Genomic DNA, 21,145 nt, shown 5'->3' on the forward strand with positions numbered 1-21,145 from the left:
TCTGAGCCAGGCATAACTGCACATCCCCCTCATACTTGAACCATGCGTTTTATGAGGGAGATGCCACATTATGACCTGGACAACCCACAGCGTTTTCAATCAGCCCCATCCTCTCAGTAACAGCAATTTATTCACCCGCGATATCGCTTTGTGCGAGGCAGTGGCACGTGAGGGTGCTGGCTGGGACCGCGAATGGCTGGCCTCTGTCGGACTGCAACTCGGCAGCGCGGAATCGCTGGAATTAGGTCGGCTGGCGAATACCCAACCGCCTGAGCTGCAGCGCTATGACGCACGCGGTGAACGGCTGGACGAAGTGCGCTTTCACCCGGCCTGGCATCTGCTAATGCAGGGACTATGCGCCAGCCGCTTGCACAACCTCAGCTGGCAGCCCGATGTGCAGCCCAATGCGATGGTGGCGCGTGCAGCGCGATTTATGCTGCATGCTCAGGTCGAAGCGGGTTCGCTCTGTCCGGTGACCATGACTCACGCCGCCATTCCGCTACTGCAAAATCATCTGCCGGAAGCCTACGCGGATTGGCGCGAGGCGCTGCTGAGCGATCGCTACGATGCGCATCACCAGCCGGGCAACAAAAAGCGCGGCCTGTTGATTGGCATGGGCATGACCGAGAAACAGGGCGGAACCGATGTGCTCAGCAACAGTACGCGCGCGGAACCCATTGGGGCACGCGGCACGGGCGAACCATTTAGGATCACCGGTCACAAATGGTTTTTCTCTGTGCCGCAAAGCGATGCGCATTTGATTCTGGCCCAGACTTCGCAAGGGCTGAGCTGTTTCTTTCTGCCGCGTCTGCTGCCTGATGGCACGCGCAACGCCATTCGCATCGAGCGCCTGAAGGACAAGCTAGGCAACCGCTCCAACGCCAGCGCCGAGGTGGAATTTCAGGATGCGATTGGCTGGCTGATGGGCGAAGAGGGCGATGGCGTGCGGCTGATCCTGAAAATGGGCGGCATGACACGCTTTGATTGCGCATTGGGCAGCCATGGCTTAATGCGCCGCGCCTTATCGATTGCCCTGCATCACGCGCAGCAGCGTCAGGTGATGGGCAAAAACCTTAGCGATCAGCCATTAATGCGCACCGTGCTGGCGCAGCAGGCATTGCAGTTAGAGGGGCAAACCGCGCTGCTAATGCGATTAGCGCGTGCATGGTCCACCCCCGCCAGCGAGCACGAACGTTTATATGCGCGACTGTTCACCCCCGCCGCCAAGTTTGGCATCTGCAAAGCGGGCATGCCGTTTGTGGCAGAATCGATGGAAGTGCTGGGCGGCATCGGCTATTGCGAAGAGAGTGAACTGCCGCGTCTGTACCGTGAGATGCCGGTTAATAGCATCTGGGAGGGTTCTGGCAACGTGATGTGCCTCGACGTGCTGCGCGTGCTGGGTCGCCAGGCGGACGTCATGACCATGCTCAACGATGAATTTGAAGCGGTAAAAGGCAGCAATCGCCACTTTGATCGTCGCTGGCGCCAGTTAAGGCTGCAGCTCAACCATGTGCGGGAAGGTATGGCACGTGAGGTGACGCAGGAACTGTTACAACTGGCGAGCGCGGCGATTCTGTTAAAAGTGGCAGAACCGCCGTTGGCTGATGGCTGGTGCGATCAACACCTGGATATGCGGGGGCGGCGTTCGTTGAGTGACGACCTCTGCACGCGCTTACTGTTGCGCGCCAGCGCTGGTTGAAGGCGCACCATAGAGAATCGCAGTACCGTACCAAAAACCGGGCAGCGTGGTTTCATCCAGCATCAGGATTTGGTAGTAAACCGCGCCCGCCTGATTCGCGCGTGCGGCCAGTGCGCGCTCGGCATCATCCGGTGAACCACGGGTAGAGATCGTAATATTGCCCAGCTTGCGCAAGCCATAACTTTGCGCACGACTAATCTCCTGCGCGTGGCTGGTGGGCGGCGGTGGGGCTTCCGGCGTGGTTTTAAACGCAGCACATCCGGTTAGTAATAGGCTCAACACCAGTAAAAAGCGATGCATAACACGCTCCTGAAAAGGAAGATGGCTCCAGTTTAGGCCATCTTCCCCGTTCACATTAGTCTTTCAAATGAAAAACACTCACTAGCTGCGTCAAATGATGACCTTGCTGGCTTAGCGTCTGCGCGGTGGTTTCCGATTGGGTGATCATATCGCTGCTTTGATGCGTTGCCTGGCCAATGTGATTCATTGCCAGATTAACCTGACCAATGCCCGCTGCCTGCTCTTGTGCGGCGATATTGATCTCGCCCATCAGCGTTTTCACCTGCTCAATATGGCTGACGATATGCTGCATCGCATCACGCGTTTGCTCCGACAGCGTATGCCCAGCCGCCACTTTATCGATGGAGGTGGCGATCAAGTTATCGATCTCTTTAGCCGCATTGGCACTGCGCTGCGCCAGCGCACGGACTTCCGCTGCCACCACGGCAAAGCCTTTGCCGTGCTCACCGGCACGCGCCGCTTCCACCGCCGCGTTAAGTGCCAGAATATTGGTTTGGAAAGCGATCGATTCAATCACATGGGTGATATCAGCAATGCTCTGTGAAGCCACGCGGATCTCCGCCATAGTTTCGACCGAGCGTGCCACCGTACTGCCGCCATGATTGACGGTGCTGGCCGCTTCACCGACCAGCGCCATCGCCTGGCGGACGTTGGCCGCGGTTTGCGCCACCGTCGCGCCAAACTGCTCCATGCTGGCAGAGGTCTCTTCCACGCTACTCGCCTGACGATTGATCTGTTCGCTAATGCTGGAGCTGCTGGCGGCGATAGTGTCAGTGCCACGACTGATATCGCGTGCCGCATAGCGAACCTGACTCACCACTTTTTCCAGCCCATCGCCGATACCGTTTATGGCCGCGACCAGTTGACCGATTTCGTCACGGCGGGTGGAATCCAGATGCGCCTGCAAATTACCGGCCGCATACTGCTCTGCCAGATGAATCACCTGCTGCAACGGGAGCGTAATGGCGCGTCGGCTGTACCAGATAAAGCCCACGGCAAAAGCGATGACCAGGGCAAGCCCAATGACGATAAACAGGTTACGGCTCTGGGTTATCGGGGCCAGCAGGCTGGCACGACTCACTTCTCCGGCAATAATCCAGTTCCAGCCCGGCAGTTGCTGCCACGCCAATAACTTAGTCTCGCCATCGAGCTCAATACTCATTAACCCTTTTGGCTGGGTTAACAGTTGCTGCTGGACGGTCTGATCCCAACGCGGCAATTTGCCTTCTGATTGACGATCAAACAGATACTGTCCCTGCGTGCTGCCGGTGGCACCGTTCAACACAAAGAAGTTGCCACTGTCGCCGAGATGGCGCGCCAGCACTTTGTCGCGCATCAGGGCGTATTGCGTATCGATCTGTACGCCAACGAACAGAATAGCGATCACCGCGCCGCTCTCATCCTGCACCGGCTGATACTGGGTGATATAACGATGGCCAAACAGCGTGGCCAGTCCGCGATAAACTTCGCCCTGATTGACGTTGCGCCATGCCGCGCTGCTGCGATCCAGTTTGGTGCCGATGGCGCGGTTACCGTCCTGTTTTTTCAGCGAGGTAGCAATACGGACATAGTCTTCACCGTCACGCACAAAGATGGTCGACACCGCACCGGTGCGATCGAGAAAATCATCCACCGCGATTTGATCGAGGTTGAGGGTTTTCAGCCCGGCGCGCAGCGTAGGCGTGCTGAATTCGCCGACCTGAATGCGATCGTTCTCATCACGACTAAAGCGCTTGGGCAGGAAGCTCTGGAAAAGTTTGGTGTAGTTCGCCACTTCTTCAGACAACGTGGCGTTAAACATGGTGGCCATTTCATTAATGCCCAGCACCTGATTTTGCATATCGTCAGTCGCCAGCTGCTCCAGTTGACGGGCCGCGTTATGACTCAGTGTTAGGGTCAGGGTAAACAGCACAATCGCCACGCTTAAAGACGTCAATACAGACAGTTTAATGCCGAGACCCATGGCGCTGAGAGAGAGACGCTTCATAAAGTACCTATTTCAAGACTATTGGAGGGGTACAAGATCAACGGCAAATGCGGCAAAAGGTTTAGTACAGAAATTATTCTGATTAAATGTGAAGTCGCTCGCGTTTTGTCGCTCAGCGCTTACACTGTGACGGGTGATAATCATTCTCAACGGAGGCGGTATGATTGAGTTGGCAACGGAAAACCTGGCAGGTATTGAGTGTATCCATGCGGCTCCCGCAGGACAGCGGCAGGCACGGTTACCCACCATCCTGTTTTATCACGGCTTTACCTCATCCAAAGAAGTGTACAGCTACTTCGCGGTGGCGCTGGCGCAGGCTGGGTTCCGCGTCGTGATGCCGGATGCCGACATGCACGGCGCGCGCTACAACGGGGATACTGAAGCGCGTATGACGCACTTTTGGGAGATCCTCAAACAGAACATCGACGAAGTACCACAGTTAGAAGCGGCGCTGCGTGAGAAAGATTTGATTGCCGATGAGCGCTTTGCAGTGGCTGGTGCTTCGATGGGCGGCATGACGGCGTTGGGCGCGATGGTGCGCTATCCGCAGATTCATAGCGTCGCTTGTATGATGGGCTCCGGTTACTTTATGCAGCTCAGCCACACGCTGTTCCCACCGCTGGTGGCGCGCACGCCAGAACAGAAAGAGGCCTTCGCTGCTCGCCTCGCGCCGCTGGCACCTTACGATCCCAGCCAGCAACTGGATAAGCTGGCCAATCGCCCGCTGCTGTTGTGGCACGGTGAAGCCGATGAAGTGGTGCCGTTCGCTGAAACCGTCCGGCTGGAGAAAGGGCTGCGTGAAGCCGCGTTGAATGAAAAAATGACTTACCTGTCGGAAAAGCACATCGGCCACAAAATCACGCCTTCAGCCCTGACTGCACTGGTGAGTTTTTTCAAACATCAGCTGTAGAAACAACTCGGGCTGGCAAAGTGAGCCAGCCCGTTACGTCATCCGATTTACAGTTGTGAAGACAGACGATCTGCTGCACTGGTATTCGCACTGACTGGGTTACTGCCAGGCGCATCCAGCCGGTTGACATAGACATAGCCTGAAGCCGCATTGCTGCTGTTACTTCTCATCTGCTGCGCGTAGTCAGCGGAGCTGGCGAAAGCGGGTGGAGACAGGAAGAGACCCAGTAAAGTGGCGAAAATGATGGTTTTCATATTCGACTCCTCACTCCAGGGATTACACTCTCAGACGCCGCGAATAAGCCAAACCGTTGCGCCTGTAAATAGTTTAGTTCTTCGCCACATTGATGCCAGATCGCCCTGTTGAACGCCTCCATCAGCAATTTTGAATAAACCCTCGCTAACCCGCTGAATCTTAATCCTTAGCACAAAAGGTGCGCTTAACTGGCACGACCCACGCGATTTGATGAATTGTGCGCTTGAGTTTCCAGGGGGACGCCAGTATGATTACGCGTCAATTTTTCAGCTGCATTCAGAGGTGTGTTTCATTTAAATGATTCACAACCTATAACGTTCCTTGCTTCCATGGGCCGCAGCTGACCCCGACAGGAGGCTGAATAATCCGTAAGGAGCTATCGATGCGTCATTACGAAATCGTATTTATGGTCCATCCTGACCAGAGCGAACAGGTTCCAGGTATGATCGAGCGTTACACTGGTGCTATCACCGGTGCACAGGGCACGATTCACCGTCTGGAAGACTGGGGCCGCCGTCAGCTGGCTTACCCAATCAACAAACTGCACAAAGCTCACTATGTTCTGCTGAACGTAGAAGCACCGCAGGAAGTGATTGACGAGCTGGAAACTAACTTCCGCTTCAACGACGCCGTTATCCGCAGCATGGTTATGCGCGTTAAGCACGCGGTAACTGAAGCATCTCCGATGGTTAAAGCGAAAGATGAGCGTCGTGATCGTCGCGAAGACTTCGCTAACGAATCATCAGATGACTCAGATGCTGGGGATTCTGAAGAGTAATCCGACATGACGGCAAATCGACTGCGCCTGTCAGGCACTGTGTGCAAGACGCCAGTTCGAAAAGTCAGTCCGTCAGGGATTCCTCACTGCCAGTTCGTGCTTGAGCACCGTTCTGTGCAGGAGGAGGCCGGTTTTCACCGGCAAGCCTGGTGTCAGATGCCGGTGATTATCAGCGGCAGCACCCATCAGGTGATTACTCAACATATAACGGTCGGTACGCAACTCGTTCTCGAAGGTTTCATTAGCTGCCATCAGGCACGCAATGGTCAGAGCAGAATGGTGTTACATGCCGAGCAGATTGAATTGATAGATTCTGGAGACTAGCCAAATGGCACGTTATTTCCGTCGTCGCAAATTCTGCCGTTTCACCGCGGAAGGCGTTGTAGAGATTGATTACAAAGATATCGCTACACTGAAAAACTACATTACCGAAAGCGGTAAAATTGTCCCGAGCCGTATCACCGGTACTCGTGCAAAATACCAGCGTCAGCTCGCTCGTTGCATCAAGCGCGCTCGCTACCTGTCCCTGCTGCCATACACTGATCGTCATCAGTAATTGGTAGTTGTCCATTAACGACTTTAAGAGGATAAGGTAATGCAAGTTATTCTGCTTGATAAAGTAGCAAACCTGGGCAGCCTGGGTGATCAGGTTAACGTTAAAGCGGGCTACGCTCGTAACTTCCTGGTTCCACAGGGCAAAGCTGTTCCTGCTACCAAGAAAAACGTTGAGTTCTTCGAAGCGCGTCGCGCTGAACTGGAAGCCAAACTGGCTGACGTTCTGGCTGCTGCTAACGCACGTGCAGAGAAAATCAATGCACTGGGCACCGTTACCATCGCGTCTAAATCAGGCGACGAAGGTAAACTGTTCGGTTCAATCGGTACCCGCGACATCGCTGATGCAGTAACTGCAGCTGGCGTTGAAGTGGCTAAGAGCGAAGTGCGTCTGCCAAACGGCGTTCTGCGTTCTACCGGTGAGCACGAAGTTGACTTCCAGGTTCATAGCGAAGTGTTCGCTAAACTGGTTGTGAATGTAGTGGCTGAGTAATTTTTTACTCGGTAACGCGAAAACGCCGGCCATGTGCCGGCGTTTTTGTATCTGCGATTTACTGAGCGCGGATAAAGCTGCCGTCGGGCTGGCGAGTAAATAACACCGGGCCGTTGCTGCCATCCACCGTTAATCCTGTCACCACGCCTTGCGCGTTCTGACGAACCTTCACCTGCTGGCCATTCTTCAATGCGCTAAGCGGCCGATCGTCACCCTCGACGCGTGCCATCGCGAACACATCATTCACCGGCAGATTATTGTCGCGGAACAACTGTGCCAGCGTCTGACCTGATGCCACCGTGTAGTTATGCCATTCGCCCTGAGAATCGGTTTTCGGTTGGGTGTTCTGCGGCTGCTTGTTATCGTAAATCTCTGCCTGTAACGGCACCTCTTTGCTGCTGTTATCTGCCGGGCGCTCAATCGGATATTGCGGCGTACTGCTCGGCCAGAGAAACGCTAATAGCAGAACCAGTAAGGCAATCACAATGCCACGGCGATGGAAGGCCGGTAGCGGGTTCATCCAGCGCACATCATCCAGCAGATGCCAGACGCGCAGCAGCACGGCGGGAACGCGGGAAGGGGTATCAGAAGCCATTCGTGAATCCTCCTCGCTGGCGGCCTTGCGCGAAAATTGCGGCAGCCAACGTTGCAACCTCGATAAAGTAAAAGCACGCGGTGCGCGCGTCCTGCGGCGTCGTGGGGCGATCTGGCCCATGTATTCTCTCTTTCTTAGCGCTGTACGACGAAAACGTTGCCACAGCTATAGTATGGGCAATGCGGGCGCGAAGTGCCTGCCAGCATTGAAAAATTTGACCTGCGTATTGTTTCTCTTTCCCTGGTAAATGTCATCTGCGGCGCTGCAGATTTTACGCCAGCCGCCTGCGCTGTTATGCTGCCGTTTCTATTTTCTCCGGGATTAAGGAATCAAGATGACCACCCCTTCATTCGACAGCGTCGAATCACAAGCAAGTTACGGTATCGGTTTACAGGTCGGCCAGCAGCTGCAGGAATCTGGACTGCAGGGCCTGCAGCCAGAAGCACTGCTCGCGGGTCTGCGCGACGCGCTGGAAGGGAACTCACCGGCTGTGCCTGTTGACGTGGTACATCGCGCGCTGCGTGAAGTGCACGAACGTGCAGAAGGCGTGCGCCGTGAGCGTGTGGAAGCCATGGCGGCTGAGGGCCATAAATTCCTGGAGCAGAATGCGCAGCGTGAAGGCGTGAGCAGCACGGAATCTGGTCTGCAGTTCAGCGTAATCGCTCAAGGTGATGGCCCGATTCCATCACGTCAGGATCGTGTCCGTGTACACTACACAGGCAAACTGATCGACGGTACGGTATTTGATAGCTCAGTGGCACGTGGCGAACCGGCTGAATTCCCGGTAAGCGGCGTGATCGCGGGCTGGATTGAAGCGCTGACCCTGATGCCAGTGGGTTCTAAGTGGGAATTAGTGATTCCACAAAACCTTGCCTACGGCGAACGCGGTGCTGGCGCATCCATCCCGCCATTCAGCACCCTGGTATTCGAAGTCGAGCTGCTGGAAATTCTGTAATCTGAATTTTTCGTAGTGGATGGCCAGTCGTGAATGACTGGCCATTTTTTTGCCAATCTTACTGCTTCTGCAAATCTACCTGCCAAATCGCAAAACCGATCTCGTCACTGCCCACGGCTTTCATCGGATAATCAGCGTACTTCTCAATAAACTGCGTGGCTTTCTCGCCCGGTGCGGTTTCAAAGCGAATATCCAGCGGCGTATCACTGTGAATCGGCGCTAAACGCCAGTTATGATCGGCCTGCGGTTTCACTTCGCCGTGTACTTTGGTTTCGCTGCTGATATAAGCCGCGACCACTGAACGGTTCTCATCTGGTGAAGCAAACGCCACGTATTTATCGCCGGTGCCGGCAAACTTCCCGCCGTAAGCACGATAGTTGTTAGTGGCGACGAGGAATACCGCATTAGGGTCGATGGGCTTACCCTGCCATGTCAGATCCTTAATGCGTGAAGCGTCTTTGTTAATCAACGTACATTCGCCGTCATAGCGTGCAGGCTGCGTCACATCGATTTGGTAATCGACGCCATCAATCACGTCGAAGTTGTAGGTGCGGAAATCCCAGTTAATCAGTGCCTGCGGTTTACTGCTGTGCGGATCGATCTGATTAAACTGCGCGGCTGAGCATTCCAGCCACTCTCTCACCTGTGCACCGGTGACTTTCATCACCACCAGGGTATTCGGATAAAGATACAGGTCGGCGGCATTGCGGAAGGTCAGTTCACCTTTCTCTACTTCGGTATAGCTGGCGGGATCGTTTTTACGCCCACCGGCTTTAAACGGTGCGGCAGCCGAAAGCACTGGCAAGCGGCCGAGATCGGGATCGCCCTGAATAAAGTGCTCAACATAGGCGCGCTGGGCATTATTCACGATCTGCACAGTGGGATCGTCCTGCACCAGCGACAGATAGCTGTACATTACATCGGCGGATTTACCGATAGGCTTAGCAACAAACTCACGCGTGGCACGGTGATCCTGCTCCAGCACTTTCACCAGACCGCTGTCTTCTGCGGCCAGTGATTTTTTAGCAACCGGATCGTAAATGGGCCGCGCTTCAGCCTTGCCCTGCATGACCTGCCACTTGCCGCCTTCGTTATTCAGCACCAAATCGACCACGCCGAGATGATCGCCCCACATGCCGGGCATCACTGCCGGAACACCGTTCAGCGTGCCTTGAGCAATGTCAGCGCCTTTAATGGCTGCGAACTCTTTGCTGGGGAACACCGCATGCGCGTGACCAAACATAATGGCGTTAATCCCTGGCACCTGGCTGAGGTAGTAGACGGAATTCTCTGCCATGGCGTGATAAGGCTCACTGCTTAAACCTGAGTGCGGAATGGCGATGATTATTTCAGCACCTTTTGCGCGCATTTCCGGCACATAGCGCTTCGCTGTTTCCGTGATGTCATCAACGCGCACTTTGCCCTGCAGATTGTTGCGATCCCACACCATAATCTGTGGTGGAACGAAGCCGATGTAGCCAATTTTTAAGCGATGCGGGTTACCGCTGCGGTCGGTAACGGTGGTTTCTTTGATGAGATAGGGGGTTAACAGCGGTTTTCCGCTTTTTTCATCGATAATGTTGGCATTCACATAGGGAAAGCGTGCCCCGGCAATCGCTTTCTGCAGATAGGGTAAGCCGTAATTGAATTCGTGATTGCCTAAGTTGCCTACTGCGTAATCCAGCGTGTTCATCGCTTTATATACCGGATGCACATCGCCTTTTTTCAGCCCCTTAGCGGCCATGTAATCGCCCAGCGGGCTGCCCTGAATGATGTCGCCGTTATCGACCAGCACACTGTTTTTTGCTTCTGCGCGTGCCTGTTGAATCAGCGTGGCGGTGCGCACCAGGCCAAATTTCTCAGTTGGTGTGTCTTTGTAGTAATCGAAATCCATCATATTACTGTGTAGATCGGTGGTTTCCAAAATGCGCAGATCCACTGTAGCGGCTTGCACCGTGGCCGCCGTCACACACAGCGCCAGTAACGACATGCTCGCTTTGAACATGATTTGCTCCTTGTCTGATCTAATGGGCCTCTCAAAATAATGTAAAACAATGACGAATTATCATTTCAATTTGTGATGTGTCTCAGACTTTCACGCATCAGCAGGCTTCGCTGTCCGCTAAAAAGGGATTCAGTATCACGCCATAGCCGCCAACCTTGAACTATGGTATTGATAATCATATAGATTGCCGTTTCAGACAGTTCAGCCGCTAAGCATGGGAACACAACTGCTAAAATGTGTAGAGGTGAGCTGTTGATGTCTGACAGGCAGAATCAGCGGAAAAGAGGTGAAGAATGTTAGATAAAATTAGCCAATTGGCGCGTGAAGCAGGCGATGCGATTATGCATGTCTATGCGGGTGAGCAGCCGATGGATGTGACGCGCAAGTCAGATGATTCGCCGGTCACGGCTGCCGATCTCGCGGCGCACAAAGTCATCGTGGAAGGGTTGGCCGCGCTCTCCCCAGAAGTGCCGGTGTTATCAGAGGAAGATCCGCCGAGCTGGGCGGTGCGTCAGAACTGGAAAAAATATTGGCTGGTGGATCCGCTGGATGGCACCAAAGAGTTCATCAAGCGCAACGGTGAATTCACCGTCAATATTGCCCTGATTGAAAACGGCAAACCGGTGTTAGGTGTGGTCTATGCGCCCGCGTTGGGTGTGATGTATTCGGCCGCTGATGGCAAAGCCTGGAAAGAAGAGGGCGGCCATAAAACGCAGATTCAGGTGCGCGAGGCGCGTCCACTGCTGGTGGTTGTCAGCCGTTCGCATGCAGATAAAGATGAAGAGCTGAAAGAGTATCTGACGCAGTTAGGCGAACATCAAACCACGGCAATTGGCTCTTCACTGAAATTCTGTCTGGTGGCGGAAGGTAAAGCGCAGCTCTATCCGCGTTTTGGGCCAACCAACATTTGGGATACCGGAGCAGGTCACGCGGTGGCGATTGCGGCGGGAGCCCACGTGCATGACTGGCAGGGTAAAACTCTCGACTACACACCACGCGAATCCTTCCTGAATCCGGGTTTCCGCGTCTCGCTGTTTTAGTTCCTGACGCGCACTTTGCGAAAGAAGCCTGTGTTTTCGCTATTCATTCCGGGATGAATATAGAACACAAGCCGGGCAACACAGGGTCGCCATTAATGGCGACCTTCGTTTTTACTGCAACAGCTCACGGATGAGTTTCATCGCCTGCTGCACTTCATCCTGCGTAAGTGCACCCTCTTTGGCATATCGCACATGCCCGGTCTTATCCAGTACCACAATTGCCGAACCCCCTTTCTCCAACTGCCAGACCTTACGCACGTTGCCGTTGCTGTCGACGATAAATTGCGACCACGGATATTGCTGCTTGTTGCTCTCAATACTGCTGCGCACAAACATCCCCGTGCCGGGAATCGCATCGTCGGTGTTCACAATGGTGGTAGTCTGGTAACGGTCATGCGGGAATTTCGCCGCTTTGATCGCCTCAATCAGCGCGGCATTCTGTTCTTTGGCCGAAGAACGCCCGGCAATATGTAAGATGACACGCACTTTTCCACTCAGCTGCGCGCTATTCCACGGTTGGTAGCTAAACTTATCTTGTTGATAAAGCAGTTCGCCTCTGTCGCTCACGCCCACTGGCGGAACACGATCGCCGATCTTAAAAGCATGGGCTGAGACAAGGCTGGGAACCAGCAGTGCCAGGGCTAACACAGAGTGTGCCAAACGCATGGTGATACTCCTTAGTGATCCGACCAGTTATTCATGTTTTTGCAATATTAGGTGTGGATGATGCGCCTGTCGCGATGAGTTAACAGCTTTGCAACCCACGCCACAATTCCTTAATGAGTGAAGGTTTATACTGGGTTTTGTGAACGGCATAACAGAGTGTTCTGTAATAATGTGTCAATTCAGTAAAAAATTCACCTTTTCGGAACATACGTAACGATTGGTGTTCTATAGTTATGCCTCATTTGCGCTTCATGGGTTCGTACCGGATTTGGCAACGACGAAGCGTAGTACATCTGTTCAGGAGTTAGACAGTATGAAAATCTTCCAGCGCTATAATCCGCTGCAAATTGCGAAATACGTAAAAACGCTTTTTAAAGGAAGGTTGTATATCAAGGATGTTGGCGCGTTTGAGTTCGATAAAGGCAAAGTGATGTTGCCCCGCGTCAAAGATAAACAGCACCTTAGCGTGATGTCCGAGATCAACCGCCAGGTCCTGCGTTTGCAAGCCGAGTACAACTAAGCAGTAAAAAAGAAAGGGCGCCATGCAATCAGGCGCCCTCAGTAGCGGCGCGAGAAATCGCGCCTTGTTTTTTTCTGCCGCCCGGTACTACGGCGACTCCAGCTCATCAGTGGCGCTCTTCGTCACACTCAGCACCGGTGGACGATCGTCAATACGCGTCACCAGCAGCTGATCGATGCGATAACTGTCGATATCTACCACTTCAAACTTGTAACCTGAGAACTTGACGAAATCGGTGCGTTTCGGGATTTTGCGCAGCATGTACATCATAAAACCACCAATGGTTTCATAGTTGCCGGACTGTGGGAAATCATCGATATCCAGCACGCGCATCACGTCATCAATCGGTGTGCCGCCTTCAACCAGCCATGAGTTCTCATCACGTGCCACAATCTGCTCTTCCTGACCCTGGCCGACCAAATCACCCATCAGCGTGGTCATCACGTCGTTGAGGGTAATGATCCCCACCACCAGCGCGTATTCGTTCATGATTACCGCGAAGTCTTCGCCAGCAGTTTTAAAGCTTTCCAGCGCTTCAGAGAGCGTTAATGTGTCCGGCACAATCAGCGCAGAGCGAATCTGCACGCCGCTGCTCAGGGTCAGGCTCTGATTGCCCAGCACGCGCAGCAGCAGCTCTTTGGAATCGACATAACCGACGATATGATCGATGTCGCCATCACATACCAGAAATTTTGAGTGCGGATGCTGGGCGATTTTGGTTTTGAGGCTGTTTTCATCTTCGTGCAGATCAAACCACACCACGTTCTCGCGTGACGTCATCGAAGACGGGACGGTACGCGATTCCAGCTCAAAGACGTTTTCGATCAGTTCGTGTTCCTGCTTACGCAGCACCCCAGCCAGTGCACCGGCTTCCACCACCGCGTAAATATCGTCGGAGGTGATGTCGTCTTTACGCACCATCGGCAGCTTGAAGATGCGGAAAAACACGTTGGCCAGCCCGTTAAACAGCCACACCAGCGGACGCATCACCAGCAAGCAGAAGCGCATCGGGTTGATTATGCGCAGCGCCACCGCTTCCGGCGCGATCATCCCCACACGCTTCGGCGTTAAATCGGCAAACAAAATAAACAGGCTGGTGACCACGGTAAAGGAACAGATAAAGCTGAGCTGATCGGCCAGTTCAGGGGCCATAAAGCGGCTAAATAAACTGCTGAAGGCGGGGGAAAACGCGGCATCGCCGACAATACCACCGAGGATGGCCACGGCATTGAGGCCAATCTGCACCACGGTGAAGAACATGCCAGGCTGTTCCTGCATTTTCAGCACGCGCTGCGCATTGATGTTGCCTTCATCGGCCAGCAGTTTGAGTTTGATCTTACGGGCAGCCGCCAGCGAGATCTCAGAAAGAGAAAAGAATGAACTGATCACAATCAGTAAAAGAATGACAAGTAAGCTATCGAGCATAAAAGATCCGTTGGGTTAATCACTTGTCATTTTTGGCCTGGGCAGCGCAGGAGAACATCCAGTATTCGCCTGTCATACAGGGCTATCCGTGCCAAAAATGTCTGCGCCATTTCGACAAGGAACGTTAACGTCGGGGCAGAAAGGAAAGCAGGTCATGCCTGCTGGGTGCTGATTATAGCAGCAGCGCTTATGCCGCCGCCAGAGGCGCGCACAAGGAGGTCGGAATAATCCGAGTGCGCTCCCCTCAGTCGCAGAAGTGCGGCTTCGGTGTTGTATCGCTCCCCCCATTTACCGACAATAGGAAATGATTTGGCTTAGTGACCATTTTTCCTCAGCCATCCGCCAAAAAGAGCGGCTATGCTGATGGGTAAGCGAGTGGTGGTGATAGCCTCCGATGAGAAATAACGCCCCTGCGGAATAAGGGGCAGGCATTATTAACAGGAGTAAGCGTGCCGCGATTGCATATTTATTGTTTGGCCAGCCTGTTGCTTGCTGCACCTGCCGTTGAGGCAGCGAAAGTGCGCTTGCAGCTGGAAGGGCTAACCGGGGATTTACAGAAGAACGTCAGGGCGCGCTTGTCCACCATTGGAACTGACGAAGTGTCGAGTGATGGGCGCTTCCAGGCGCGTGTCTCGCAGGCGATTAAAGAAGGCTTGCGGGCACTCGGTTATTACGAACCCGAAATCGATTTCGAATCACGTCCCGCGCCGCCGCAGGGCGGTCGACCGGTGCTGATCGCCCACGTTAAGCCGGGCGAACCGGTGAAAATCGGTGGCAGCCACATCGTGGTCGAAGGTGCGGCGAAAAACGATGATGACTATAAAGCCTGGGTGAAGCAGGGCACGCCGAAAATCGGCACCCAGCTCAATCACGGCGAATACGACAAATTTAAAAATGGCTTCTCCAGCCTGGCACTGCGTAATGGTTACTTCGACGGTGACTTTAAGCAAAGCCAGCTTGGCGTTTCGGTCGAAAGACGCGAAGCATTCTGGGATATCGATTACGACAGTGGCCCGCGCTACCGTTTTGGCGATGTCAGCTTCCAGGGCTCGCAAATCAACGAAGCCTATCTGCGGAATCTTGTGCCGTTCAAAAAGGGCGACCCTTACAGCTCGCGCGATTTAGCGGAATTAAACCGCCGCTTGTCAGCCACGGGCTGGTTTAACTCGGTGGTCGTTGCCCCGGAATTCGACAAAGGTCGCCAGACCAAAGTGCTGCCGCTGAATGCCGTCGTTTCGCCACGCGTTGAAAACACCATCGAAGCCGGTGTCGGTTATTCCACCGATGTCGGCCCGCGTCTGAAAGGGACGTGGAAAAAGCCGTGGATCAACAGCAGCGGCCACAGCCTCACCGCCAGCTCCTATATTTCAGCTCCCGAGCAGCAACTCGATCTCAGCTATAAAGTGCCGCTGCTGAAGAGCCCGCTGGAGCAGTATTACACCTTCTCAGGTGGCCTGAAGCGTACCGATCTCAACGACACCAAAGCCGATACCACCACGCTGGGCGTGTCGCGTAACTGGGACAGCAGCTCCGGCTGGCAGCGCGCGGTTAACCTGAAGTGGAGTCTTGATCACTTCACCCAAGGCAGTGTCACCAACACCACCATGCTGCTCTATCCGGGCGTGAGTTTGAGCCGCACGCGTTCACGCGGTGGCTTGATGCCGACCTGGGGCGATTCGCAGCGTTATTCCGTCGATGTCTCCGATACCACCTGGGGATCGGATGTCGACTTCCTGATCCTGCAGGCGCAAAACGTCTGGATCCGTATGCTGGGCGAGAAAAATCGCTTTGTGGTACGCGGTAACCTGGGCTGGATCGAGACCAACGACTTCGACAAAGTTCCGCCGGATCTGCGCTTCTTCGCCGGGGGCGACCGCAGTATTCGCGGCTATAAATACAAAGATGTCTCGCCACGCGACAGTGACGGCAAGCTGACCGGTGCCTCCAAAATGGCCACCGGCTCGCTGGAGTATCAATACAACGTGACCGGCAAGTGGTGGGGCGCGGTGTTTGTCGATTCCGGTGAAGCGGTAAACGACATCAAACAGAGTGATTTTAAAACCGGTGCTGGTGTTGGCGTGCGCTGGGCTTCTCCGGTCGGACCAATCAAATTTGATATCGCACGGCCGATTGGCGATGACAAGGAACATGGTTTGCAATTCTATGTAGGACTGGGGCCTGAACTATGAAGCTGTGGAAAAAGGTCCTGATTGGATTCGGTATTTTTTTGGTGGTGCTGTTTGGCAGTGTGGCATTTCTGATTGGCACCACACCCGGATTGCATCTGGTGCTGAAAGGTGCCGATCGCTGGGTGCCCGGTTTATCGATCAACAAAGTCGAAGGTGGCTGGCGCGATCTGACGCTGAGTGGTGTGAAGTATGAGATGCCGGGCGTCAGCGTGGATGCTGGACGCTTCCATTTGGCGCTCAACCTGAACTGCCTGCTGCACTCGTCGGTGTGCGTGAATGACATTGGCTTGCAGGATGTCAGCGTGGTGGTCGACAGCAAGAAAATGGCCCCGGCCGCTGCACCACCGCCGCAGGAAGAGAGCGGTAGCACCAACCTGACCACGCCGTATCCGATAACGCTCAGCAAGGTCGGGCTGCACAACATCAACGTCAAAGTGGATGACACATCCATCTCGCTGCTGGACTTCACCACCGGCCTCAACTGGCAGGGTCGCGCGCTGACGTTAACCCCAACGCATATTCAAAGCCTGCTGATAGCGCTGACGAAGGCGGCGAAAGTGGTTGATGAGCAAGTGGTGCAGCCGAAAGTGCAACAGCCGCAGCCGGATGAGAAACCCTTGGGTGAAACGCTGCAAGAGATGTTTGCCAAACCGCTGTTACCCGAACTGCCTGACTTCCAGCTGCCGCTGGATATTACCGTTCAGGAGCTGCTCGGCGAACAGCTGCGCCTGACCGGCGATAGCGATGTGTCGATTACCCGTCTGTTGCTGAAAGCCAAAACCGCTGACCGCCATCTTCAGTTAGAAACCTTTGACATCGATTCACCGCAAGGGCAGGTGAATGCCAGCGGTGATGCGCAGCTGGCGGATAACTGGCCAGTGAATTTCGCGCTGAATGGATCGCTGAATCTCGATCCGATCAAGGGCGAGAAGATCAAAATGAACCTCAGCGGGGCGATGCGTGAAGAGCTTAAGCTGGGGCTGAATCTCTCTGGCCCGGTCCGCGCACAGTTGGATGCCGCAGCGCAACCGGCGGTGGCGGGTCTGCCACTGTCACTGAAACTCACCAGCCCGGAGTTGCGCTGGCCGCTTACCGACCCGGTGCAGTATCAGGCGGATAACCTCGATTATCAGTTCAAAGGCAAAGCCACTGATTATGTGATGTCACTGCGCACCGCTGTGAAAGGCGAAGCCGTGCCGCCGGCGACCATTGCGCTTGATGGCAAAGGCAACGTGCAGCAGTTCAGTCTGGACAAGCTGCGCGTGGCGGCACTGCAGGGTAACGTTGATTTAACCGCGCTGGTGGACTGGAGCAAAGCCATCAGCTGGCGCAGCGAACTGACGCTATCCGGCATCAACACCGCCAAACAGTACCCGGACTGGCCTGCCAAACTCGACGGCAAAATCGCCACGCGTGGCAGCCTGTACGGCGGAAGCTGGCAGCTGAGCGTGCCGCAGCTGGAGCTGAAAGGGAACGTGAAGCAGAACGCCGTCAGCGCCAATGGCTCACTCACCGGCAACAGCTATAACCAGTGGAAAATCCCGGGCATTAATATCGCACTGGGCCGCAACCATCTGGACGTGAAAGGTGAACTGGGCGACACGCTCAACCTGGATGCCAATATCGATGCACCGCATCTGGATAACGCACTGCCGGGACTCGGCGGCGTGGCGAAAGGCACGGTAAAAGCACGCGGCACCTTGCAGGCACCGCAGCTGCTGGCCGATCTCACTGCAACCGGCTTGCGCTGGCAGCAACTGCAGATTCGTCGTGTGGCGCTGGAAGGAGATGTGAAATCCAGCGATCAGATCGCCGGTAAGCTGCAGCTGCGCGTTGAGCAACTGCAACAGGACGCGCTGAAGATCAATCTGTTGACGCTGAATGCGGACGGCAACGAGAAGCAGCATCAGCTCAAGCTGAACGTGCAGGGCGAGCCGGTCTCCGGCCAGTTGGCGCTCAACGGCAGCTTTGATCGCAAAACTGAACGCTGGCAGGGCAATCTCAACAACACCCACTTTGATACCCCGGTGGGCGAATGGCGTCTGACGCGTGCGATGGCGATTGATTACCTCAACACTAAGCAGACCGCCTCTATCGGGCCACACTGCTGGCAGAACCCGAACGCGCAGCTGTGCGTACCCGAGCCGATTGAAGCCGGGGCCAGCGGTCACGCCCATGTGGTGCTGAACCGCTTTGATCTGGCGATGATCAAACCGTTCCTCACCGATGCCACCAAACTGAACGGTGTGTTCAGTGGGGATGCGCGTGTGAACTGGACCGCCGACGGCGCGCTGCCAACCGGTACGGTCTCGCTGAAAGGTAACGGCGTGAAAGTCGAACAAGACGTGCAGGGCAACACGCTGCCGATCGCCTTTGACACGCTTAACCTGAATGCCGCGATGCGCAACGGTCGTGCCCAACTCGATTGGCTGATTCACATCGTCAACAACGGCCAGCTGAGCGGTAATGTGCAGATTGCCGATCCGCAAACCCGTCGCCAGCTGTCAGGTAATATTGGTATCAGCAATCTGTCGCTGGCGATGTTCAATCCGGCGTTGATGCAGGGTGAAAAGATTAAAGGCAACCTCAACAGCAACTTGCGTCTGGGCGGCACACTGCAACAGCCGCAGGTGTTTGGCCAGTTGGGGTTGAGCGATGTCAACGTGCAGGCCAGCTTTATGCCGGTCACACTCACCTCCGCCAATCTGAACATGGTGTTCAATGGCATGAGTTCGACGCTTAACGGCCTGTTACAGACGACGCAGGGCAACCTCAATCTGGGCGGCAATGCCGACTGGAGCCAGCTGGATAACTGGCGTGCGCGCATCACCGCGCAGGGCAACCGTATTCGTGTCACCGTGCCACCGATGGTGCGTATGGATGTCTCGCCAGACCTGGTGTTTGAAGCCACGCCAGCCGCGTTTAATCTTGATGGCAAAGTGGATATTCCGTGGGCGCGCATCACGGTGCAGGAAGTGCCGGAAAGCGCCACTGGCGTCTCCTCGGATGAGGTGATGCTGGATAAAGATCTCAAGCCGATTCAACCGAAGACCGCCGCCATTCCGATCAACAGCAACCTGGTGATCCATGTCGGTAACGATGTGCGGCTGTCAGCCTTTGGTCTAAAAGCCAAGCTGAATGGCGATCTTAAACTGGTGCAGGATAAAACCGGTCTGGGCTTAAACGGACAGATCAATATTCCTGATGGCCGCTTCCACGCTTACGGGCAGGATCTGATTGTGCGTAAAGGCGAGTTGCAGTTTGCCGGGCCGCCAGATCAGCCGTACGTTAACCTTGAAGCGATACGTAACCCGGAAGCCACCGAAGATGATGTCACCGCCGGTATTCGCGTCACCGGCCTGGCCGATGAGCCGAAAGTCGAGGTGTTCTCTGACCCCGCCATGTCGCAGCAGGAAGCGCTTTCTTACTTATTACGCGGTCAGGGACTCAGCAGTGATGGCGACAGTAATGCATTAACTTCAGCACTTGTGGGGTTAGGGGTTGCACAAAGTGGTCAGGTTATGGGTAAAATCGGCGAGACATTCGGCGTCAGTAACCTCGCGCTTGATACCACCGGTGTAGGCGACAGCCAGCAGGTGCAGGTGAGCGGTTATGTACTGCCGGGTCTACAAGTAAAATACGGTGTTGGCATATTTGATTCACTGGCGACGTTAACCTTGCGTTACCGCCTGATGCCCAAACTCTATTTGGAAGCCGTGTCCGGTCTCGATCAGGCACTGGATTTGCTCTATCAGTTTGAGTTTTAGCAATGCGAATAATTGTCTACGGCAGTTTACGGCGCAAACAGGGAAACAGTCACTGGATGACGAATGCGCAATGGCTCGGCGACCATCAGATTGAAGGGTTTGCGCTCTACAATCTGGGTCACTATCCGGGCGTCGTTGAAGATGAGGGAACCGTCTTCTGCGAAGTGTATCGCATCGACGCCAGCACGCTTGGCGAACTCGATGCCTTGCGCACCAAGAATGGCGAATACAAACGCCAACTCATCCAGACGCCTTACGGCAGTGCCTGGCTGTATGTCTATCAGCGTTCGATTGCGGGTCGCACCCGCATTGCGAGCGGTGACTGGCTAAAGCGCGACGACGCACCCGAGGCATAAATAAAAACACCGTCCATTGGACGGTGTTTTTTTATGCTTGCGAGGCAGAGAAGATTATTTCTTCTGTGCGCGCTCGTAAGAAGAGATGATTTCAGCTTTGGCCGCTTCAGCGTTGTCCCAGCCGTCAACTTTTACCCATTTGCCTTTTTCCAGATCTTTGTAGTGCTCGAAGAAGTGGGTGATCTGCGCTTTCAGCAGTTCTGGCAGGTCGTTCACATCTTTGATGTGATCGTATTCTTTGCTCAGTTTGGTGTGCGGAACCGCAACCAGTTTGGCATCTTCGCCAGACTCGTCGGTCATTTTCAGCACGCCAACTGGACGGCAGCGAATCACTGAGCCCGGCACCAGCGGATACGGGGTTGGTACCAGCACGTCAACCGGATCACCATCCAGAGACAGGGTGTGGTTGATGTAACCGTAGTTGCACGGATAGAACATGGCGGTAGACATGAAACGGTCTACAAACAGGGCGCCAGACTCTTTGTCCACTTCATATTTGATCGGATCGGCATTCGCTGGGATCTCGATAACGACATAGATATCTTCTGGCAGTTCTTTACCTGCAGGCACCTGGTTCAAACTCATCTGGCTTTCCTTCATTGGTCGTATGTTGAGTGACGGCTATTATAGCCAACTGACTCTGAAAGTATGCC

At 54.5% G+C, this 21,145-nt stretch carries 20 protein-coding genes; 12 read left to right on the plus strand and 8 right to left on the minus strand.

From position 1 onward, the window contains the following. Nucleotides 1–70 precede the first annotated feature (70 nt). Complete coding sequence (locus JK231_RS10225) at nucleotides 71–1,699, plus strand: isovaleryl-CoA dehydrogenase (protein ID WP_097119490.1); 1,629 nt, start codon at nucleotides 71–73, stop codon at nucleotides 1,697–1,699. Here the strand turns inward: JK231_RS10225 and bsmA are convergent. After that, nucleotides 1,673–1,999, minus strand: coding sequence for a biofilm peroxide resistance protein BsmA (bsmA, locus tag JK231_RS10230; RefSeq protein ID WP_211728480.1), 327 nt, complete (start codon nucleotides 1,997–1,999; stop codon nucleotides 1,673–1,675). The two genes, JK231_RS10225 and bsmA, sit on opposite strands and share 27 nt — an antisense overlap. Before the next feature lie 55 nt (nucleotides 2,000–2,054). After that, nucleotides 2,055–3,986 carry a methyl-accepting chemotaxis protein gene (locus tag JK231_RS10235; RefSeq protein ID WP_211728481.1) on the minus strand — a complete coding sequence of 644 codons (1,932 nt, stop codon included), beginning with the start codon at nucleotides 3,984–3,986 and terminating at the stop codon, nucleotides 2,055–2,057. A gap of 160 nt (nucleotides 3,987–4,146) precedes the next feature. Between JK231_RS10235 and yjfP the strand changes: the two genes are divergently transcribed. After that, nucleotides 4,147–4,896: an esterase gene (yjfP, locus tag JK231_RS10240; RefSeq protein WP_211728482.1), complete on the plus strand. Its 750-nt coding sequence runs from the start codon at nucleotides 4,147–4,149 to the stop codon at nucleotides 4,894–4,896. Nucleotides 4,897–4,943: 47 nt separating this feature from the next. Here yjfP and JK231_RS10245 read toward each other — a convergent pair whose 3' ends face one another. Beyond that, nucleotides 4,944–5,150, minus strand: coding sequence for a hypothetical protein (locus JK231_RS10245; RefSeq protein WP_034829327.1), 207 nt, complete (start codon nucleotides 5,148–5,150; stop codon nucleotides 4,944–4,946). A 383-nt stretch (nucleotides 5,151–5,533) separates the two neighbouring features. Between JK231_RS10245 and rpsF the strand changes: the two genes are divergently transcribed. The 4 genes from rpsF to rplI are packed head-to-tail and all read left to right on the plus strand — an operon-like array spanning nucleotide 5,534 to nucleotide 6,974. Then, nucleotides 5,534–5,929, plus strand: a complete 396-nt coding sequence (gene rpsF / locus JK231_RS10250) for a 30S ribosomal protein S6 (protein WP_034829324.1) — start codon at nucleotides 5,534–5,536, stop codon at nucleotides 5,927–5,929. Between the two features lie 6 nt (nucleotides 5,930–5,935). Then, nucleotides 5,936–6,253: a primosomal replication protein N gene (gene priB, locus JK231_RS10255; protein ID WP_034829319.1), complete on the plus strand. Its 318-nt coding sequence runs from the start codon at nucleotides 5,936–5,938 to the stop codon at nucleotides 6,251–6,253. Between the two features lie 4 nt (nucleotides 6,254–6,257). After that, nucleotides 6,258–6,485, plus strand: coding sequence for a 30S ribosomal protein S18 (gene rpsR, locus JK231_RS10260; RefSeq protein ID WP_002210155.1), 228 nt, complete (start codon nucleotides 6,258–6,260; stop codon nucleotides 6,483–6,485). A 39-nt stretch (nucleotides 6,486–6,524) separates the two neighbouring features. Continuing rightward, a complete protein-coding gene (rplI, locus tag JK231_RS10265) occupies nucleotides 6,525–6,974 on the plus strand; it encodes a 50S ribosomal protein L9 (RefSeq protein WP_034829315.1) in 450 nt (149 codons plus the stop codon). Between the two features lie 58 nt (nucleotides 6,975–7,032). Here the strand turns inward: rplI and JK231_RS10270 are convergent, their stop codons facing one another. Beyond that, nucleotides 7,033–7,689 carry a LysM-like peptidoglycan-binding domain-containing protein gene (locus tag JK231_RS10270; protein WP_211728483.1) on the minus strand — a complete coding sequence of 219 codons (657 nt, stop codon included), beginning with the start codon at nucleotides 7,687–7,689 and terminating at the stop codon, nucleotides 7,033–7,035. 214 nt (nucleotides 7,690–7,903) lie between these two features. On the opposite strand from JK231_RS10270, the gene fklB reads away from it, so the two are divergent. Continuing rightward, nucleotides 7,904–8,524 (plus strand): FKBP-type peptidyl-prolyl cis-trans isomerase, encoded by a 621-nt coding sequence (gene fklB, locus JK231_RS10275; protein WP_038644441.1) that lies wholly within the window; start codon nucleotides 7,904–7,906, stop codon nucleotides 8,522–8,524. A 58-nt stretch (nucleotides 8,525–8,582) separates the two neighbouring features. On the opposite strand, the gene JK231_RS10280 is transcribed toward fklB, so the two are convergent. Then, nucleotides 8,583–10,529: a bifunctional 2',3'-cyclic-nucleotide 2'-phosphodiesterase/3'-nucleotidase gene (locus JK231_RS10280; protein WP_211728484.1), complete on the minus strand. Its 1,947-nt coding sequence runs from the start codon at nucleotides 10,527–10,529 to the stop codon at nucleotides 8,583–8,585. Nucleotides 10,530–10,822: 293 nt separating this feature from the next. Between JK231_RS10280 and cysQ the strand changes: the two genes are divergently transcribed. Beyond that, nucleotides 10,823–11,569, plus strand: a complete 747-nt coding sequence (gene cysQ / locus JK231_RS10285) for a 3'(2'),5'-bisphosphate nucleotidase CysQ (RefSeq protein ID WP_160834420.1) — start codon at nucleotides 10,823–10,825, stop codon at nucleotides 11,567–11,569. A gap of 111 nt (nucleotides 11,570–11,680) precedes the next feature. Here the strand turns inward: cysQ and JK231_RS10290 are convergent, their stop codons facing one another. Continuing rightward, complete coding sequence (locus tag JK231_RS10290) at nucleotides 11,681–12,235, minus strand: YtfJ family protein (RefSeq protein WP_211728485.1); 555 nt, start codon at nucleotides 12,233–12,235, stop codon at nucleotides 11,681–11,683. Between the two features lie 313 nt (nucleotides 12,236–12,548). On the opposite strand from JK231_RS10290, the gene JK231_RS10295 reads away from it, so the two are divergent. Beyond that, nucleotides 12,549–12,755, plus strand: coding sequence for a DUF1107 domain-containing protein (locus JK231_RS10295; protein ID WP_031280153.1), 207 nt, complete (start codon nucleotides 12,549–12,551; stop codon nucleotides 12,753–12,755). Between the two features lie 87 nt (nucleotides 12,756–12,842). Here the strand turns inward: JK231_RS10295 and JK231_RS10300 are convergent, their stop codons facing one another. After that, entirely contained in the window at nucleotides 12,843–14,180 is a 1,338-nt protein-coding gene (locus tag JK231_RS10300; RefSeq protein ID WP_034829259.1) for a hemolysin family protein, read from the minus strand. A 449-nt stretch (nucleotides 14,181–14,629) separates the two neighbouring features. Between JK231_RS10300 and JK231_RS10305 the strand changes: the two genes are divergently transcribed. From JK231_RS10305 to JK231_RS10315, 3 genes are read left to right on the plus strand one after another with little or no spacing between them, the layout of a single operon-like run. Continuing rightward, entirely contained in the window at nucleotides 14,630–16,369 is a 1,740-nt protein-coding gene (locus tag JK231_RS10305) for an autotransporter assembly complex family protein (protein ID WP_211728486.1), read from the plus strand. Then, complete coding sequence (locus JK231_RS10310) at nucleotides 16,366–20,136, plus strand: translocation/assembly module TamB domain-containing protein (protein ID WP_211728487.1); 3,771 nt, start codon at nucleotides 16,366–16,368, stop codon at nucleotides 20,134–20,136. Before JK231_RS10305 ends, JK231_RS10310 begins: the two co-directional genes overlap by 4 nt. 2 nt (nucleotides 20,137–20,138) lie before the next feature. Beyond that, nucleotides 20,139–20,492, plus strand: coding sequence for a gamma-glutamylcyclotransferase (locus JK231_RS10315; RefSeq protein ID WP_034829253.1), 354 nt, complete (start codon nucleotides 20,139–20,141; stop codon nucleotides 20,490–20,492). 54 nt (nucleotides 20,493–20,546) lie between these two features. Here JK231_RS10315 and ppa read toward each other — a convergent pair whose 3' ends face one another. Then, entirely contained in the window at nucleotides 20,547–21,077 is a 531-nt protein-coding gene (ppa, locus tag JK231_RS10320) for an inorganic diphosphatase (protein ID WP_034829250.1), read from the minus strand. Nucleotides 21,078–21,145 lie beyond the last annotated feature (68 nt).

The sequence above is a fragment of the Pantoea sp. JGM49 genome (assembly GCF_018257655.1).
In the GTDB taxonomy this organism is placed as follows: Bacteria; Pseudomonadota; Gammaproteobacteria; order Enterobacterales; family Enterobacteriaceae; genus Pantoea; species Pantoea communis.

What these genes read in the sequence shown, in the direction of transcription:
- JK231_RS10225 (WP_097119490.1), top strand. Translation starts at nt 71, where the DNA reads ATGACCTGGACAACCCACAGCGTTTTCAATCAGCCCCATCCTCTCAGT.
- bsmA (WP_211728480.1), bottom strand. Translation starts at nt 1,999, where the DNA reads ATGCATCGCTTTTTACTGGTGTTGAGCCTATTACTAACCGGATGTGCT.
- JK231_RS10235 (WP_211728481.1), bottom strand. Translation starts at nt 3,986, where the DNA reads ATGAAGCGTCTCTCTCTCAGCGCCATGGGTCTCGGCATTAAACTGTCT.
- yjfP (WP_211728482.1), top strand. Translation starts at nt 4,147, where the DNA reads ATGATTGAGTTGGCAACGGAAAACCTGGCAGGTATTGAGTGTATCCAT.
- JK231_RS10245 (WP_034829327.1), bottom strand. Translation starts at nt 5,150, where the DNA reads ATGAAAACCATCATTTTCGCCACTTTACTGGGTCTCTTCCTGTCTCCA.
- rpsF (WP_034829324.1), top strand. Translation starts at nt 5,534, where the DNA reads ATGCGTCATTACGAAATCGTATTTATGGTCCATCCTGACCAGAGCGAA.
- priB (WP_034829319.1), top strand. Translation starts at nt 5,936, where the DNA reads ATGACGGCAAATCGACTGCGCCTGTCAGGCACTGTGTGCAAGACGCCA.
- rpsR (WP_002210155.1), top strand. Translation starts at nt 6,258, where the DNA reads ATGGCACGTTATTTCCGTCGTCGCAAATTCTGCCGTTTCACCGCGGAA.
- rplI (WP_034829315.1), top strand. Translation starts at nt 6,525, where the DNA reads ATGCAAGTTATTCTGCTTGATAAAGTAGCAAACCTGGGCAGCCTGGGT.
- JK231_RS10270 (WP_211728483.1), bottom strand. Translation starts at nt 7,689, where the DNA reads ATGGGCCAGATCGCCCCACGACGCCGCAGGACGCGCGCACCGCGTGCT.
- fklB (WP_038644441.1), top strand. Translation starts at nt 7,904, where the DNA reads ATGACCACCCCTTCATTCGACAGCGTCGAATCACAAGCAAGTTACGGT.
- JK231_RS10280 (WP_211728484.1), bottom strand. Translation starts at nt 10,529, where the DNA reads ATGTTCAAAGCGAGCATGTCGTTACTGGCGCTGTGTGTGACGGCGGCC.
- cysQ (WP_160834420.1), top strand. Translation starts at nt 10,823, where the DNA reads ATGTTAGATAAAATTAGCCAATTGGCGCGTGAAGCAGGCGATGCGATT.
- JK231_RS10290 (WP_211728485.1), bottom strand. Translation starts at nt 12,235, where the DNA reads ATGCGTTTGGCACACTCTGTGTTAGCCCTGGCACTGCTGGTTCCCAGC.
- JK231_RS10295 (WP_031280153.1), top strand. Translation starts at nt 12,549, where the DNA reads ATGAAAATCTTCCAGCGCTATAATCCGCTGCAAATTGCGAAATACGTA.
- JK231_RS10300 (WP_034829259.1), bottom strand. Translation starts at nt 14,180, where the DNA reads ATGCTCGATAGCTTACTTGTCATTCTTTTACTGATTGTGATCAGTTCA.
- JK231_RS10310 (WP_211728487.1), top strand. Translation starts at nt 16,366, where the DNA reads ATGAAGCTGTGGAAAAAGGTCCTGATTGGATTCGGTATTTTTTTGGTG.
- JK231_RS10315 (WP_034829253.1), top strand. Translation starts at nt 20,139, where the DNA reads ATGCGAATAATTGTCTACGGCAGTTTACGGCGCAAACAGGGAAACAGT.
- ppa (WP_034829250.1), bottom strand. Translation starts at nt 21,077, where the DNA reads ATGAGTTTGAACCAGGTGCCTGCAGGTAAAGAACTGCCAGAAGATATC.